This window comes from Actinomadura vinacea (genome assembly GCF_039532545.1).
Taxonomy (GTDB): Bacteria; Actinomycetota; Actinomycetes; order Streptosporangiales; family Streptosporangiaceae; genus Spirillospora; species Spirillospora vinacea.
Map to the genome: position 1 here is coordinate 188,693 of NZ_BAAARW010000024.1, position 14,552 is coordinate 203,244.

15 protein-coding genes are annotated in these 14,552 nt (G+C 73.8%); 8 read left to right on the plus strand and 7 right to left on the minus strand.

Annotation, left to right across the window (positions count from 1 at the left end; all coding sequences use genetic code 11):
- Positions 1-64 precede the first annotated feature (64 nt).
- Together ABD340_RS32275 and ABD340_RS32280 are read right to left on the minus strand one after the other, a co-directional pair.
- Positions 65-709: an HAD family hydrolase gene (locus ABD340_RS32275; protein ID WP_344594122.1), complete on the minus strand. Its 645-nt coding sequence runs from the start codon at positions 707-709 to the stop codon at positions 65-67.
- A gap of 102 nt (positions 710-811) precedes the next feature.
- Complete coding sequence (locus ABD340_RS32280) at positions 812-1,282, minus strand: DUF1707 SHOCT-like domain-containing protein (protein WP_344594123.1); 471 nt, start codon at positions 1,280-1,282, stop codon at positions 812-814.
- Positions 1,283-1,511: 229 nt separating this feature from the next.
- Here ABD340_RS32280 and ABD340_RS32285 point away from each other — a divergent pair, with 229 nt between their 5' ends.
- Both ABD340_RS32285 and ABD340_RS32290 read left to right on the plus strand, forming a co-directional pair.
- On the plus strand, positions 1,512-2,285 hold the full coding sequence (locus ABD340_RS32285) for a DedA family protein (protein ID WP_344594124.1): 774 nt from the start codon (positions 1,512-1,514) through the stop codon (positions 2,283-2,285).
- A 211-nt stretch (positions 2,286-2,496) separates the two neighbouring features.
- Positions 2,497-3,225, plus strand: coding sequence for a phosphatase PAP2 family protein (locus ABD340_RS32290; RefSeq protein ID WP_344594125.1), 729 nt, complete (start codon positions 2,497-2,499; stop codon positions 3,223-3,225).
- 149 nt (positions 3,226-3,374) lie between these two features.
- Here the strand turns inward: ABD340_RS32290 and ABD340_RS32295 are convergent, their stop codons facing one another.
- Positions 3,375-4,028 carry a response regulator gene (locus ABD340_RS32295; protein WP_344594127.1) on the minus strand — a complete coding sequence of 218 codons (654 nt, stop codon included), beginning with the start codon at positions 4,026-4,028 and terminating at the stop codon, positions 3,375-3,377.
- Complete coding sequence (locus ABD340_RS32300; protein ID WP_344594128.1) at positions 4,025-5,776, minus strand: sensor histidine kinase; 1,752 nt, start codon at positions 5,774-5,776, stop codon at positions 4,025-4,027. Before ABD340_RS32300 ends, ABD340_RS32295 begins: the two co-directional genes overlap by 4 nt.
- A gap of 309 nt (positions 5,777-6,085) precedes the next feature.
- On the opposite strand from ABD340_RS32300, the gene ABD340_RS32305 reads away from it, so the two are divergent.
- From ABD340_RS32305 to ABD340_RS32325, 5 genes are all read left to right on the plus strand, one after another.
- Entirely contained in the window at positions 6,086-7,351 is a 1,266-nt protein-coding gene (locus ABD340_RS32305; RefSeq protein WP_344594129.1) for a sensor histidine kinase, read from the plus strand.
- On the plus strand, positions 7,348-8,013 hold the full coding sequence (locus tag ABD340_RS32310; protein ID WP_344594131.1) for a response regulator: 666 nt from the start codon (positions 7,348-7,350) through the stop codon (positions 8,011-8,013). The genes ABD340_RS32305 and ABD340_RS32310 overlap by 4 nt, the downstream gene beginning before the upstream one ends.
- A gap of 71 nt (positions 8,014-8,084) precedes the next feature.
- Positions 8,085-8,759 (plus strand): RNA polymerase sigma factor, encoded by a 675-nt coding sequence (locus ABD340_RS32315; protein WP_344594133.1) that lies wholly within the window; start codon positions 8,085-8,087, stop codon positions 8,757-8,759.
- Positions 8,756-9,574, plus strand: a complete 819-nt coding sequence (locus tag ABD340_RS32320) for a methylated-DNA--[protein]-cysteine S-methyltransferase (protein ID WP_344594134.1) — start codon at positions 8,756-8,758, stop codon at positions 9,572-9,574. The genes ABD340_RS32315 and ABD340_RS32320 overlap by 4 nt, the downstream gene beginning before the upstream one ends.
- A 183-nt stretch (positions 9,575-9,757) precedes the next feature.
- Positions 9,758-10,171, plus strand: coding sequence for a nuclear transport factor 2 family protein (locus ABD340_RS32325; RefSeq protein WP_344594136.1), 414 nt, complete (start codon positions 9,758-9,760; stop codon positions 10,169-10,171).
- A gap of 64 nt (positions 10,172-10,235) precedes the next feature.
- Here ABD340_RS32325 and ABD340_RS32330 read toward each other — a convergent pair whose 3' ends face one another.
- The 3 genes from ABD340_RS32330 to ABD340_RS32340 form a co-directional block, all read right to left on the minus strand.
- Positions 10,236-10,862 carry a YigZ family protein gene (locus ABD340_RS32330; protein WP_344594137.1) on the minus strand — a complete coding sequence of 209 codons (627 nt, stop codon included), beginning with the start codon at positions 10,860-10,862 and terminating at the stop codon, positions 10,236-10,238.
- Positions 10,831-11,688 (minus strand): DUF3152 domain-containing protein, encoded by an 858-nt coding sequence (locus ABD340_RS32335; RefSeq protein WP_344594138.1) that lies wholly within the window; start codon positions 11,686-11,688, stop codon positions 10,831-10,833. Before ABD340_RS32335 ends, ABD340_RS32330 begins: the two co-directional genes overlap by 32 nt.
- 159 nt (positions 11,689-11,847) lie before the next feature.
- Positions 11,848-12,645 carry an HAD-IIA family hydrolase gene (locus ABD340_RS32340; RefSeq protein WP_344594140.1) on the minus strand — a complete coding sequence of 266 codons (798 nt, stop codon included), beginning with the start codon at positions 12,643-12,645 and terminating at the stop codon, positions 11,848-11,850.
- A 183-nt stretch (positions 12,646-12,828) separates the two neighbouring features.
- Here ABD340_RS32340 and ABD340_RS32345 point away from each other — a divergent pair, with 183 nt between their 5' ends.
- Positions 12,829-14,517 (plus strand): class I adenylate-forming enzyme family protein, encoded by a 1,689-nt coding sequence (locus ABD340_RS32345; protein ID WP_344594142.1) that lies wholly within the window; start codon positions 12,829-12,831, stop codon positions 14,515-14,517.
- Positions 14,518-14,552 lie beyond the last annotated feature (35 nt).

Genomic DNA, 14,552 nt, shown 5'->3' on the forward strand with positions numbered 1-14,552 from the left:
CGGGGCGGGTGTGCGGGAGACGGTGGCGTGCGCGCCGTTCTCGTGGCGAGTGTCCTGTGGGGGTTCAGGGGGTGTCGGGCAGGAGGGTGCGTGCCAGGCGGTAGGCCTCGGCGAGGTCGTTTCCGCGGTAGTCGAGGGCGGCGATGTCGGCGAGGTGGTGGTCGGCGTTGATCGCGACGGTGTTGGTGAGGTGGCGGAAGAGGGGGGCGTCGGACATGGAGTCGCCGTAGGCCAGGCAGCGGTCGAGGGGCAGCCGGTGCCGGGTGCGCAGTTCTTCGGTGATGCGGACCTTGTCGGCGGGGGTGAGGACGGCGTCGGGGTCGAGGGGGGCGGTGAAGGGCAGGGGCGGGAACCGTGAGGCCATGACGTCGTCGAAGCCGAGGTCGAGGAGGTGGCGGGCGAAGAAGTCGGGCGACATGGTGATGACGGCGGAGTGCTCGCCACGGGTGCGGATGTCGGCGCAGACGTCGCGGATGCCGTTCAGCCAGGGGCCTGCGGTGTAGGCGGCGGCGACCTGGTCGGGGGTGAGGTGGCGCCAGAGGCGGTGGATTTCGGCGGAGAAGCCGCGGGTGTCCAGGTCTCCGGTGGCGAAGCGGGCTTCCAGGGCGTGGAGTTCGGGCAGGGTGCCGAGTTGGCGGGCGACTTCCAGGTTGGCGGTGGTGCCGGTCAGGAGGGTGCCGTCCATGTCGAAGATGTGCAGTGTTCCCACAAGTGGATCATTGTGGCCGATCGGGGTGGTGACGGGTAAGTCGTTTTGTCCGCCTGTGCCGCGCCGTCGGCCGCGCGGGGCCGGGTGGCCGCGTGTGCGGGGTCAGTGGTCGTCGCCGCCGGGCCAGATGGCGTAGGAGAGCAGGATGGCGGCCCAGATGCCGAGCGGGACCAGGGGCCAGTAGAAGTCCCGCTCGTTCTCGCGGACGGAGTTGACGGCCCAGATGGTGGTCATGATGAGGGCGCCGCCGGTCCAGTAGCCCCATTCTTTGCGCCACTCGCGTTTGTCGGCCTCGGCCTTGGCGGCCTTGCGTGCGGCTGCGTCCCTGGCGAGGGCGGCGCGGGAGACGGGGAGGTCCGCGGTGAGGGACTGGAGCCGGCCGAGGGTGGTGGCGGCGACCGCCTGTTCGAGCCGGTGGTGGTATTCGGCGTTGTCGAGGGCGCCTTCGGCCAGGGCGTCGCCGAGTCGTTCCACGGTGGCGTTGCGGTCGCTGTCGGAGGCGCGCAGGCCGGTGCGCGAGGGCTCTGGAGTGCCGTGCGCTGGGGTGGGCGTGGCGGTGTGCGGCGGTTCCAAGGTGGCTCCCCGTGAGGTTCTGGTGGTTCCAGGATGACGTTCGGGGGTGCGCGGGGTCGTCCTCCAGGATGAGGAGATCGGTGGTACATCGTTCGCAGGATCCTGGTCGCCCTACTGGAAGTAGCCGTTTTCGACTAGCCGAAGTAGCCGGTCGCCCTGTCTGAAGTAGGGGGTGTCGGGAGACCTAGGTGCGATGTGCGGCGCCTTGATCGTTTTCTAGCGTCGTGGCATGGACGGAGTGCTGGATGTGCTGCATGCGGCGGTGACCTCGCCGTGGTTCTACGTGGCCTTGTTCGCGGTCGCGACGATCGACGGGTTCTTCCCGGTGGTGCCGAGCGAGAGCATGGTGATCACGGGTGGGGTGTACGCGGCGTCGGGTGAGCCGGATCTGGCGCTGGTGATCGTGCTGGCGGCGCTGGGGGCGTTCGCGGGCGATCACATCTCGTATCTGGTGGGGCGCGGTTCGGGTGGGCGGTTGCTGGCGCGGGCGCGACCGGGGTCGCGGCGGGACAAGGCGTTGGCGTGGTCGCGGCGGGTGATGGACGAGCGGGGCGGGCTGATCCTGGTCGTGGCGCGGTATGTGCCGGGTGGTCGTACGGCGGTGACGTTGACGATGGGGGCGGTGGGGTATCGGCTGCGGTCGTTCTCGCTGTTCGCGGCGGTGGCGGCGGTGAGCTGGGCGGTGTACGGGGGGCTGCTGGGGTTCGTGGGCGGGAAGGCGTTCGAGCACGATCCGGTCAAGGGTGTGGCGCTGGGGATCGGGTTGGCGTTGACGTTGACCGTGGTGGTGGAGTCGGTGCGTTTCGTGCGGGGGCGTTCGCGGCGGCGTGCGGAGCGGTCGGCGGCGGCCGCCGGGGACGAGCACGGGCGGCACGGGCGGCACGGGCGGCGTGGTGAGGGCGCGGAGGTCGGGGAGATCGGCGTCGTGGACGGTGCCGCTGCCCTGGGCGTCGCCGAGGGGGCCGGGACGGGTTCGGAGCGGGGGGCGGCGGACGCGCTTTGAGGCCCCCTGGTGCGCCGGGGTCTCGGGGACTCGGGGACTTGGGGGTTTGGCAGGGGTGGTGAGGAAGTGGGGGTGACTGTGCGAATGTCGCAGCGAAGGCTGCCTATGGCGTGACATTCTCTACAAGTTCATGAACGTGCAGTGAACAAAGACGGTCCGTCACGGGATCTCATTCCCGTGTACGGGCCGTCTCGACGTCGTGAGGGAGAGCATGCAAGCGCCAGGCTTCAGCGCCGACTGGTACCGCGCCGTGACCGGGTTCGCCCACGGGCTGCCCTCCTGGGTGCATACCGTGGCGGAGGTCGGGACCGATGCGGGACTGCTGTTGTTCGCCGTGCTGTTCGTGGCGGGCTGGTGGCGGGCCCGTGGTCGCGGTGAGCGGGAGATGGGGCTGGCGCTGCTGGCACCGGTGGCGGTGGTGGCCGCCTACCTGGTGAGCGAGGTGTCCAAGTCGTTCCTTCGGGAGGAGCGGCCGTGCCGGGCGGTGGCGGGGGCGATGAACATCGCCGCGTGCCCGGCGCCGGGTGACTGGTCGTTCCCCAGCAACCACGCGACGATCGCGGCGGCCTCGGCGGCGGCGATCGTGGTGGCGTGGCGGGCGATGGCGCCGCTGGTGCTGCCGCTGGCCTTGCTGATGGCGTTCTCGCGGGTGTTCGTGGGCGTGCACTACCCGCACGATGTGGCGGCCGGTTTCGTGGTGGGTGTGGTCGTGGCGCCGGTGGTGGCGCTGCTGGTGGTGCGGGCGGTGGTTCCGCTGCTACGGGCGGTGCGCGGGATCGGTGCCGGCACGGTGCTGCTGGGGCCGCCGTCGGCGCTGGCGCCGTCGGGCGGGGCCGCCGCTGCGGTGGCGGCCGCGGGGCCGGTGCACGCGGGCGCGCCGACGGCGACCGTTCCCGACGTGATGGCCGGTGTCCGCCCCTCCCCTCCCCCGCGCGCCTGATCCCTTTCGGCTCCGCTCGAGCCGTCTCGTCCCGACGGCGTCGCAAGGGCCCTGTCGTCACGCGTCCGGGCGTTCGCGGCGGGGTTCTTGCGTGCCGGTTGGCGGAAGGTTTTGCCGCCGGGCTCGGCCGGTCTTCGGCGGGTGGTCGGCTAGTCGCCGATCAGGCCGGCTTCGTAGGCGATGATGGCGGCCTGGACGCGGTTGCGGACCTCCAGGCGGGTCAGGATCGCGCTCATGTAGGCCTTCACGGTGCCTTCGACGACGTGCAGCCTGCGTGCGATCTCGGCGTTGGACAGGCCCGCTCCCACCAGGGCCAGCACCTCCCGTTCCCGGGGTGTGAGGGTTTCGGTGCGGCGGCGGGCGGCCGAGCCGTGCGACATCCGGCCGCGGCCCAGTTCGGTGATGACCCGGTGGGCGACCTTGGGTGAGAGGTAGGCGGCGCCTTCGGCGACGGCGTGGACGCCGGTGATCAGTTCGTTCGGGTCGCCGGACTTGAGGAGGAAGCCGCTGGCGCCGTCGGACAGGGCGCGGGCGATGTACTCGTCCTCGCCGAAGGTGGTGAGGATGATCAGGGAGGCGGTGGGGAGGACCCGGCGCAGTTCGGCGGCGGCCGCCAGGCCGTCCAGGCGGGGCATGCGGATGTCCAGCAGGACGACGTCGGGGCGGTGCGAGAGGGCCAGTTCGACCGCTTGGCGCCCGTCGCCGGCTTCGGCGACGACCTCGATCTCGGGGTCTGCGGACAGGATCGCGCGCACGCCGGCGCGGATCATCGCTTCGTCGTCGGCGAGCAGCACCCGGATCACGGCGTGTTCTCCCCGTCCGGTCCCCGGCCGCCGCCGGTGACGGGGCGCAGGACGTCCTTGGCGGTCAGCCGTCCGCCGGAGAAGCACAGCCGGTACAGGTCGTCCACGCCCAGGATGTTGGCGTTGGAGCGGTAGTAGGCGCACTGGGCGCCGCGCGGTTCGGGGTACTGGGCGCGGCGGGCGCCGGAGTCGATGGTCTGCATGCGCGGCAGTGTCCGTTCCACCTGGTGCCTGGGGGTGCCGATCCGCAGCGCCGCGTAGTCGTCGGGCCGCAGGACCGAGTTCATGGTCGCGTAGATGTAGTAGCCCACCATGATCCCTCCCAGGGCCGCCACCAGGCCTGCCGGGACGATGATGGCGGTGAGCAGTTCCCGCCGGACCTGGTGGCGTTCGCGGGCCAGTCGGCGCGCCGATTCCGACATCGCCGCCCGCTCGCCGCCGGTCCGGTCGCCGGTCCGGTCGTCTGGGGGGGAAGGGGGGTGCGGTCGGGCGTCCGGGGCGCCGCCAGGGGCGGTGTCGTGCCGTGGGACGGGCGGCGGGGCGCCGGGGGGCGCGGCGGGCAGCCGGGCGGTGACCTCGAATCCGCCGTCGGGGGTGGGGCCGGTGTGCAGGGTCCCGCCGGCCAGCCTGACGCGTTCGGCCAGGCCCGCCAGGCCGTGTCCGCCGTTCGCGGCGCCAGGGGCGCCGGTGGGGAGGAGCGGCGGGCCTGCGGGCGGCGCCTGGTTTGTGACCGACACGACGATCGTGTCGGGGTCGCCGCCGGTGCGGGCCAGGCGGACCGTGACCGGGGCTCCGGGGGCGTGCTTGGCCGCGTTGGTCAGTGCCTCCTGCACGACGCGGTGCGCCGCCAGGGTGACCATCTCCGTCGTCTCCGGCAGGACCCCGGAGACGATCTCCGGGGCGTCGCCCCGGTCGTCCTGGGGGCCGGGGGCGGCCAGGTGGACGGGGATGCCGGAGGCGTGGGCGCGTTCGACCAGTTCGGCGATGCTCTCGCGGGCCGGCCGGGTCAGCGCGGGCCCCTGCAGACCGGTGTCCTGCGCGGCCGTGTCGCGCGGGACGCCCTCGTGGAGCACTCCGATGATCTCCCGTAGGTGCTCGGTGGCCTCGGCGGCGCCCGCGCGCAGTTCGGCGGCGGCCCGGCGGTGTGCCTCGTCCAGTCCTGGCGCGACCTGCAGGGCGCCCGCGCGCACCGCGATGAGGGCCAGTTCGTGGCCCAGGGAGTCGTGCATGTCCTGGGCGATGCGGGCGCGTTCGCGCAGGCGTTCGCGTTCGGTGACGATGCGCTGCTGGTGTTCCAGGCGTTCGGCCCGTTCCCAGCCGGCGTGCAGGAGTTCTTGGTTCTGGCGCCAGTAGCGGCCTACCAGCCAGGGCAGCACGCCTAGTAGCACCAGGTAGACCGTGAGGGGGAACCAGGTGGTGACGTCGATGCCGCGGGCGATGTTCAGCGTGGTGCCGGCCACGAAGATCCCGGTGAACACCCACAGGACGGGGCGGGCGCGGTTCATGCGGCGACCGGTCAGGTAGGCGGCGACCGGCATGCCGAACACGAAGTTGGCGTGCACGGCGGTCAGCGCCACGACGGCGGGCAGCGGTACCAGCGGGCGGGCCCGTCCGACCGCGATCGCGGCGGCCAGCACCCCCAGCCCCGCCCCCTGGGCCCACCATCCGGCCCGGTGGGGTTGCGGGGGCAGCAGCATGCCGGCCGCCACCGGGAACGCCAGGACCGCCCACAGTGCCGCGTCAAGCACGGCGGTGTGGCAGGAGGGGTGCGACAGGGCTCGGCGCCTCCGCCCTCCCCCGTCGCTGCCCCCGTCTCGCGCCTGTCCCGCGGCCGGGTCGTGACCTGGGCGGGGTGGGGCGGGGGGCGCCGGGGCGCGGGGGGCGTTCAGGCCGTTCACCCTGGCCACCGTATAAGCCGGCCGGCCGCGCCCGATACTGACGAAAGTCAGGGCCGCGCCGCGGGCAGAACGAGGCAGGCAGGACGAGGCGAGCAGAACGAGGCGGCCTGGAGCGGCCCCGGGCGGACGGCGCCGCAGGGTTGTCCTACGGTTGTGCCCGTGGACGCGATCCGCTGGCCGCGAGGCCAGGCCCTCGACCTCGTGCTGGCGATCGCCGCTCTGGTGGTCACCCTGGTGACCTCCGCCGCGGCCGCCGGGCCGGCCGACCGTCCGCTGTGGCCGGGCGGGGCGCTGATCATCGTGGTCGTGTCGGCGGGGCTGGCGGTGCGGCGCCGCCACCCGCTGGCGGTGCTGGCGCTGGCCACCCTGCTGACGCCGCTGTACTACCCGATGGGCTATCCCGACGGGCCCGTCGCGTTCGTGTTCCTGATCGCGTTGTTCACCGCCGCCGTGGAATGCCGCCTGCATGTGCCGCTGACCGCGATGATCGTGATCAACGCCGGGTTCTGGGTGGTGGGCGCGCTGCGCGGCGGTGACGTGCAGCCGAGCGCGGCCGTCCGCCCGGAGGACGTGGCCGGTCTCAGCGCCCTGCTGCTGGTGACGATCGCGATGGGCCAGTACGTCCGCAGCCGCCGTGCCCGGTTGCTGGCCGCCGAGCGGCGTGCCGCCGAGGCGGTCCGCGACCGCGAGCAGGAGGCCCGCCGCCGTGCCGCCGAGGAGCGGCTGCGGATCGCCCGCGAGCTGCACGACGTGCTCGCCCACCAGATCTCTCTGATCAACGTGCAGGCGGGTGCCGCGCTGCACCGCCGCGACGATCCCGAGCAGGCCTACGCCGCGCTGGAGGCGATCAAGGGGGCCAGTAAGGAGACGCTGCGGGAGTTGCGCGGGGTGCTGGGCGTGCTGCGGCAGGTCGACCAGGACGGCGACGGGCAGGACGGGGCCGCGGCGGTCGCGCCGGCGCCGTCGCTGGCCCGGCTGGCCGAGCTGCTGGAGCGGACCTCCGCCTCGGGGCTGCGGGTGCGCCGCGCCGGCGACGCCACCGACGAGGTCCTGGCCGGTATGCTGCCGCCGCCGGTGGCGCTGGCCGGTTACCGGATCGTGCAGGAGGCGCTGACCAACGCGGTGCGGCACGCGGGCGCGCGGACCGTCACCGTCACGATAGGTTGCGCGGACGGCGCGGTGGTCGTGCAGATCGACGACGACGGTCCCGGACCGGTCGACGCGGCCGCCCTGGACCGCGGTAACGGGTTGCGCGGGATGCGGGAGCGCGCCGCCGCGGTCGGCGGCGAGGTCACCGCCGGGCCCGGGCCCGGCGGCGGGTTCCGCGTGCGGGCGCTACTGCCGGCGGGCCCTGCCGGTGCGACGACGACGGAGGAACGAGTGGAGCGGGCGCCGATGGCGGGCCGGACGGGAGACGACGCGTGATCCAGGTGGTGCTGGCCGACGACCAGACTCTGGTGCGGGCCGGGTTCCGGTCGATCCTGGAGGGCGAGGACGACATCCGGATCGTCGCCGAGGCCGGCGACGGGGAGCAGGCGGTGCGGCTGGCCGGTGAGCGGCGCCCGGACGTGGTGCTGATGGACATCCGCATGCCCGTGCTGGACGGGCTGGAGGCCACCCGGCGGATCGTCACCGATCCCCGTCTCGCCGACGTCAAGGTGGTGATCTTGACGACGTTCGACCTGGACGACTACGTCTACGGTGCGATCAAGGCCGGTGCCAGCGGGTTCCTGGTCAAGGACACCGAGCCGCCCGAGCTGATCCACGGCGTGCGGGTGGTCGCGCGCGGCGATGCGCTGCTGGCGCCGACGGTGACCCGGCGGCTGATCGCCGAGTTCGCCTCGCGGATCTCCGCTCCCCCGCCGTCGGCCCGGCTCGACACCCTGACCGAACGGGAGCGGGAGGTGCTGGAGCTGGTGGCCGCGGGCCTGTCCAACGAGGAGATCGCCGGCCGGCTGGTGCTCAGTCCCGCCACCGCCAAGACCCACGTCAGCCGGATCCTGGCCAAGCTCGGCGCCCGCGACCGCGCCCAGCTGGTGGTGCTGGCCTACGAGACCGGGGTGATCCGTCCCGGCTGGCTCGGCTGACCCCGAGCTCGGCTGACCCCGAGGGCACCGGTGCCCGCAACCGGCGCGGGCGCCGCGGTGTTGACAGGGATGTGACGGTAACGGACGACAAGCTCCAGCCCGCCCGAGCCGACCCCGGGCCCGGATCCGCCGGGCCCGGGGCCGGGGTCGGCGGTGATGACGGCGCGGACCGCGACGCGGCCGCCGGGCGGGTCGTGGCGGCGCTGGGCGAGGACCTGGACGCCGGGTTCGCCGTGCTGTACGAGTCCTACCGCGGCACGGTGTTCACCACCGCGCTGCGGCTGTGCGGGCGGTGGGCCGAGGCCGAGGACCTGTCGGCCGAGGCGTTCCTGCGTGCCTACCGGGCCCTGTGCGGGTACGGTCCCGACCGGCTGGCGGCGCTGCGGCCCCGCGCGTGGCTGCTGACGATCCTGATGAACCTGTGGCGCAACAGCCTGCGCACCGCCGCGCGCCGTCCTCCGCCCGGCCCTTTGGAGGAGGCGCCCGAGCCCGCCGACCCGGCCGAGGGCGTCGAGGCCGCCGCGGCCCGTCACGAGACCGGACGCGAACTGGCCGGGCTGCTGGCCGAGCTCAGTCCCGCCCAGCGCGCGGCCGTCGTCCTGCGCCATGTCGCCGATCTGCCCGTCACCGAGATCGCCGCTGTGCTGGGGGTGCCCGAGGGCACCGTCAAATCGCACATATCGCGGGGCCTGGCCAGGCTCCGCACGCTCCACCCGCTCCGCTCATCGCAAGGGGGCACCCCATGACCCGCCACGATCCCCGCCCCGCCGCCTCCGCCGACGCCCGCGACGACCGCTCGGGCGGCGGGCTGGAGGAGGCCCTGGCGGCGCTGGCCGCTGACGCGCCGCCCGCCCTGCTGGACCGCATCGCCGCCCGCCGCGTCCGCGTGCCGGGCCCTCTGGAGGGCCCGCACCGGGACCTGCAGGTCGCCTTCACCGACCAGGGCGTGGCGTTCCTGCGCGCCGGGCTGGACGAGCGCGCCTTCGCCGAGGCCTTCCGCAGCCGCTTCGGCCGCCCTCTGCTGCCCGCCGACCGTCCCCCCGCGGGGCTGGTGCCGGCACTGCGCACCGGGCGGTTGGGCGGCCTGCGCCTGGACCTGCGCGGCCTCAGCGCGTTCGAGGAGGCCGTGCTGCGCGCCACCGCCGCCATCCCCCGCGGCCAGACCCGCCCCTATGCCTGGGTCGCCCGGCAGGCCGGCAGCCCCAGGGCCGTCCGCGCCGCCGGTTCGGCGCTGGGCCGCAACCCGGTGCCGCTGCTGATCCCCTGCCATCGCGTCACCCGTTCCGACGGGACGATCGGCCAGTACGTGTTCGGCGTCCAGGCCAAGGAACGCCTGCTGCGCGCCGAGGACGTCGACCTGGACCGCCTCGCCGACCTGGCCCGGCGGGGCGTGCAGTACCTGGCCAGCGACACCACCGGCATCGTGTGCTTCCCCACCTGCGCGCACGCCCGCCGCATCACCCCCGCGCACCGGCACGGTTTCGCGACCCTGGCCGCGGCCCAGGCCGCCGGCTACCGGCCCTGTCTGCACTGCCGCCCAGGCCAGGCCCAACCGGCCTGACCCGCTTGCGCTCACCTCCCCCGGTGGGTGCCCCTAGCGCAGCCCGCCGAAGAGGTCGGCGACGTCACCGGCCAGCAGGCGGGCTGCTCCATAGGGCCGGGGGAACACCCTTGCTAAAACGGGGATATCCCCGATAACGTCCCGTTAACCGGGGAGCGCCCCGTATTTGGAGGAGGAGCCGCGATGACCACCACGCTGACACCCCAGGACCGCACCGCCATCACCGAGCTCCTCGCAAGGCACGGCCACCTGGTCGACGCCGGCGACCTGGACCGCCTCGGCGAGCTGTTCACCGACGACGCCGTCCACGACTTCACCGACCTCGGCCTGCCCGCCCCCGTCCACGGGACCGCCGCGCTCCGCCAGGCCGCCCTGGACCTGGGAGAGGGCAACCCCGTCGGCCACCACATCACCAACATCGTCCTCGAGCCGATCACCGCCGACCGCGTGCACGCGCGGTCCAAGGGCATCGGGATCAACGCCGACGGCACCTGCGCCAGCGTCACCTACGACGACACCATCGCCCGCACCGCCCACGGCTGGCGCATCACCCGCCGCACCGCCCGCGCCCACCGCAAACCCCTCGGCGCCGGCTGAAATCGGCGCCGGCTGAAACCCGGCCGGCCGTCGGCGCGGACAGCGCACACCCCGGATCGGCAGGTCAGGAGCCGACGGGCACCTCGACATGGCCCCGCGCGCCGCGGCGGACCCGCGCACGGCCCGCGGTCGCCGCCGCCACCCACTCCTCGAACGCCTCCGCCTCCGCCACCGGAACCGCCACATCGGCCTCCACCGCGTCGGCGTACCGCACATCGGCGGGCAGCCGCCCCGTGCCGTGCAGATCCCCCAGGAAGCGGCCCGCCACCGCGTGCTCCACCCGCACCGTCACCGTCACCACCGCGAGCAGCTCCACCACGCCCACCGCGTCGACCGCCTCCGACACCGCCTGCCCGTAGGCGCGCACCAGCCCGCCCGCGCCCAGCCTCACCCCGCCGAAATACCGGGTCACCACCGCCACCACACCGGTCAGCCCCCGCCGGACCAGCACCTCCAGCATCGGGACGCCCGCCGTCCCGGACGGCTCCCCGTCATCATTGCTTTTGGTGATCTCCCCGTGCGCGCCCACCACGTAGGCGGTGCAGTTGTGGGTCGCGTCGCGATGCGCCCGGCGATGCCCGGCGATGAACTCCGCCGCCGCGCCCTCATCGTGGACGCGCGCCAGCGTGCAGACGAACCGGGACCGGCGGATCTCCAGCTCATGGGAGCCCGCCCTTTTGATCATGCGCATGGTGTGATCCGAGTCTAGGGCCCCGCCCGGCCCGCACCGCCAGGCGCGGATACGGCCACGGGTTGGCGCGGCACCCGTACAACGACTTGGTCTGCTGCACCATCACCGGCGCCACCCGCCCCTGCCCCGGGCACCCCAGATGCCCGTGCCCCAGCGCGTGCCCCACCTCATGGTTGATCAGGTACTCGCGGTAGCGGGCCAGGTCCGCCCCGTACGGCGCCGCGCCCAGCCCCCAGCGCCGCGCGTTGATGACCGAACGGCCCCGCGCGAAGCACGACAGCCACCCGCCCGTCCGCGCCGGCAGGCACATCCGGTCGGTCAGCGCCGGGCTCGACAGCGACACCCGGAACTTCACCGGCCCCCGCGCCACCCGCACGAACCGCAACCTGCCGCCCCGCCCCCAGCCGCGCGGATCGTTCAGCACCCGGTGCACCTCGGCGGCGAACCGCGACGCCCTGAACGGCAGCCCCTGCTCCACCTCCACCGCGTACCGGACGAGAAAACCGGTACCGCGCGGCGGCGCGGCCACGCCCGGGACCAGCCGGTACCGGCCCGACGCCGCCCGCTGCACCGGCACCCGCGGCGGCTGCACCCGCCCGTTGACCACCACCGCGCTGCGGGAGGGCCCGATCCGCGAGGCGTCCGTCGCCGAGGCGTGCCGGTCAGGGCCCCCGGCCGTCCACACCGCCAGCCCCGCGCCCGTCGTCGCCACGCACGCCCCGCACGCCAGAACCGCCCACCACCACCGGCGGCGCCACCCCCGGCGCCGCCGCGGGCGCCCGTACAGGTCCACCGGGACGCGCACCGGCTCCTGGATTCCCTGCATGCCCGCCCCCCGAAGCGACGCACCGAGAAAAAGCCCAACGATCCTCACGCAGCGTAGCGAGAACGGCGGGTTCGGCCACGGACCGCGACATCGGCGCGCCCACCCCCGAACCCCGCCAAACCCGGCACGAAAGGAAGGGGCGGGCAGGGGCCGGCCGGGTCAGGATCCGGAACGTTCCCCGATCATCGGCAGGACGTCGGCGATGGACGGCAGCACATGCGAGGGCCGGAACGGGAACCGCTCCACCTCCTCCTTGCGCGTCACCCCGCTCAGCACCAGGATCGTCTCCAGCCCCGCCTCGACACCCGCGACGATGTCGGTGTCCATCCGGTCGCCCACCATCGCCGTGGACTCGCTGTGCCCCTCCACCCGGTTCAGCGCCGTCCGCATCATCAGCGGGTTCGGCTTGCCGACGAAGTAGGGCTCCACCCCGGTCGCCTTGGTGATCATCGCGGCGACCGCGCCGCACGCCGGCAGCGACCCCTCGGCGGACGGCCCGATCGGGTCGGGATTGGTCGCGATGAACCGGGCACGGCCCTCGATCAGCCGGATCGCCCGGGTGATCTGCGAGAAGCTGTAGGTGCGGGTCTCCCCCAGCACCACGTAGTCGGGGTCGATGTCGGTCAGCACGTACCCGGCCTCGTGCAGCGCCGTGGTCAGCCCCGCCTCCCCGATCACATACGCCGACCCCTCCGGCCGCTGGTCGGACAGGAACTGCGCGGTGGCCAGCGCCGAGGTCCAGATCGCCTCGGCCGGCACATGCAGCCCCATCGAGGCCAGCCGCGCCGACAGGTCGCGCCGGGTGTAGATCGAGTTGTTGGTCAGGACGAGGAAGCGCCGGTTCGCCTCGGTCAACCGGCGGACGAACTCATCGGCACCCGGGATCGGGTGCCCCTCATGCACCAGGACACCGTCCATGTCCGACAGCCAGCACTCGATCGGCCTGCGCTCAATCATGCGCCCATTCTCGCAGCACCCCGCCCACCTCCCGCCACCCGCTGCGCGCCACCGATCGCGCCGCCCGCCGCGCGTCACAGCGCCCGCGGGGCGCTGCGGCGCGCGAGGGGCGTTGACCGGACGTGAGGGGGATCATAGATTCGCCCCAGAAGAGCCGAACGCCATTCGGCGCTGGAGGTGGGCGTGGTGAAGAGCATCGCCGAGGTCCGGGCCGAGCTGACCGCCCCCGGGCAGCCCTTCGAAACCGGCGAGATCGACCTGCGCGGCACCCGCACCCGCATCTGGAAGAACGCCCCCACCACCCTCCGCCAGATCCTGGACCTCTCCCTCCAGCACGGCGACGCCGACTTCCTGGTCCACGGCGACGACCGCCTCACCTTCGCCGAGCACCACGCCCGCGCCGCCGCCTTCGCCCGCCTGCTCATCGACCGGTACCGCATCACCAAGGGCGACCGCGTCGCCATCGCCATGCGCAACCACCCCGAATGGGCCGTCGCCTTCTTCGGCGCCGCCATCGCCGGCGCCGTCGTCGTCCCCCTCAACGCCTGGTGGACCGCCGCCGAACTGGAGTACGGCCTCACCGACAGCGGCGCCAAGCTCCTCATCACCGACCTCCAGCGCGCCGAACGCCTCGCCGCGGCCCTGCCCCGCCTGGGCCTGCCCGCCCTCGTCGCCCGCGCGGGCGGAGCCCTGCCCACCGGCACCGAGTCCTTCGAGAACGCCCTGGCCTCAGCCGGCCCCGCCGCCCCGCCGCCCGACGTCCGGCTCGACCCCGAGGACGACGCCACGATCTTCTACACCTCCGGCACCACCGGCCGCCCCAAGGGCGCGCTGGGCACCCACCGCAACATCACCACCAACCCCGTCAGCCTCGCCTACGGCATCACCTCCGCGGGCGTGCGCGCAGGAGGCACCGCACAGGCGGCGGCCGCGCCCGGCCGCCGCGTCACCCTCCTCAGCGTCCCCTTCTTCCACGCCACCGGCTGCCACTCGGTCCTCGTCAGCAGCGCCCTGCAGGGCGGCACCATCGTGCTGATGCGCAAATGGGACGTCCGCGAGGCGCTGCGGCTCATCCAGCGCGAGCGCGTCACCGCCTTCGGCGGCGTCCCCACCATGGCCTGGCAGGTCCTCACCTCCCCCGACTTCGACGACTACGACACCTCCAGCCTCACCGGCGTCAGCTACGGCGGCGCCCCCGCCCCGCCCACCCTCGTCGACAAGATCGAGCAACGGCTGCCCGCCCGCACCCCCGCCAACGGCTACGGCCTCACCGAGACCTCCTCGGTCACCACCTACAACTGCGGCGTCAACTACCTGGAACGCCCCGACAGCGTCGGCCCGCCCGTCGCCGTGTGCGATGTGAAGGTCGTCGGACCCGACGGCGCCCCGCTGCCCACCGGCCAGATCGGCGAACTGCTCATCCGCGGCCCCAACGTCATCAAGGGCTACTGGGGCAGGCCCGAGGAGACCGCCCGCGCCTTCACCGGCGGCTGGTTCCACAGCGGCGACCTGGCCCGCCTGGACGCCGACGGCTTCGTCTACATCGTCGACCGCGCCAAGGACATGCTCATCCGCGGCGGCGAGAACATCTACTGCGCCGAGGTCGAGGCCGCCCTCTACGAGCACCCCGCCGTCGCCGACTGCGGCGTCATCGGCGTCCCCCACGAGGCACTCGGCGAGGAGGTCGGCGCCGTGGTGCGGCTGCGGCCCGGAACCACCCTCACCCCCGACGAACTGCGCGCCTTCCTCGGCGAACGGATCGCCGCGTTCAAGATCCCCCAGCACCTCTGGTTCCGCGAGGAGGAACTGCCCCGCAACCCCGGCGGCAAGCTGCTCAAGACCCGGCTGCGCGCGGAACTCCTCCGGCCCTGACCCGCCGCCACCACCGCGGATCATGTGAGCGACGG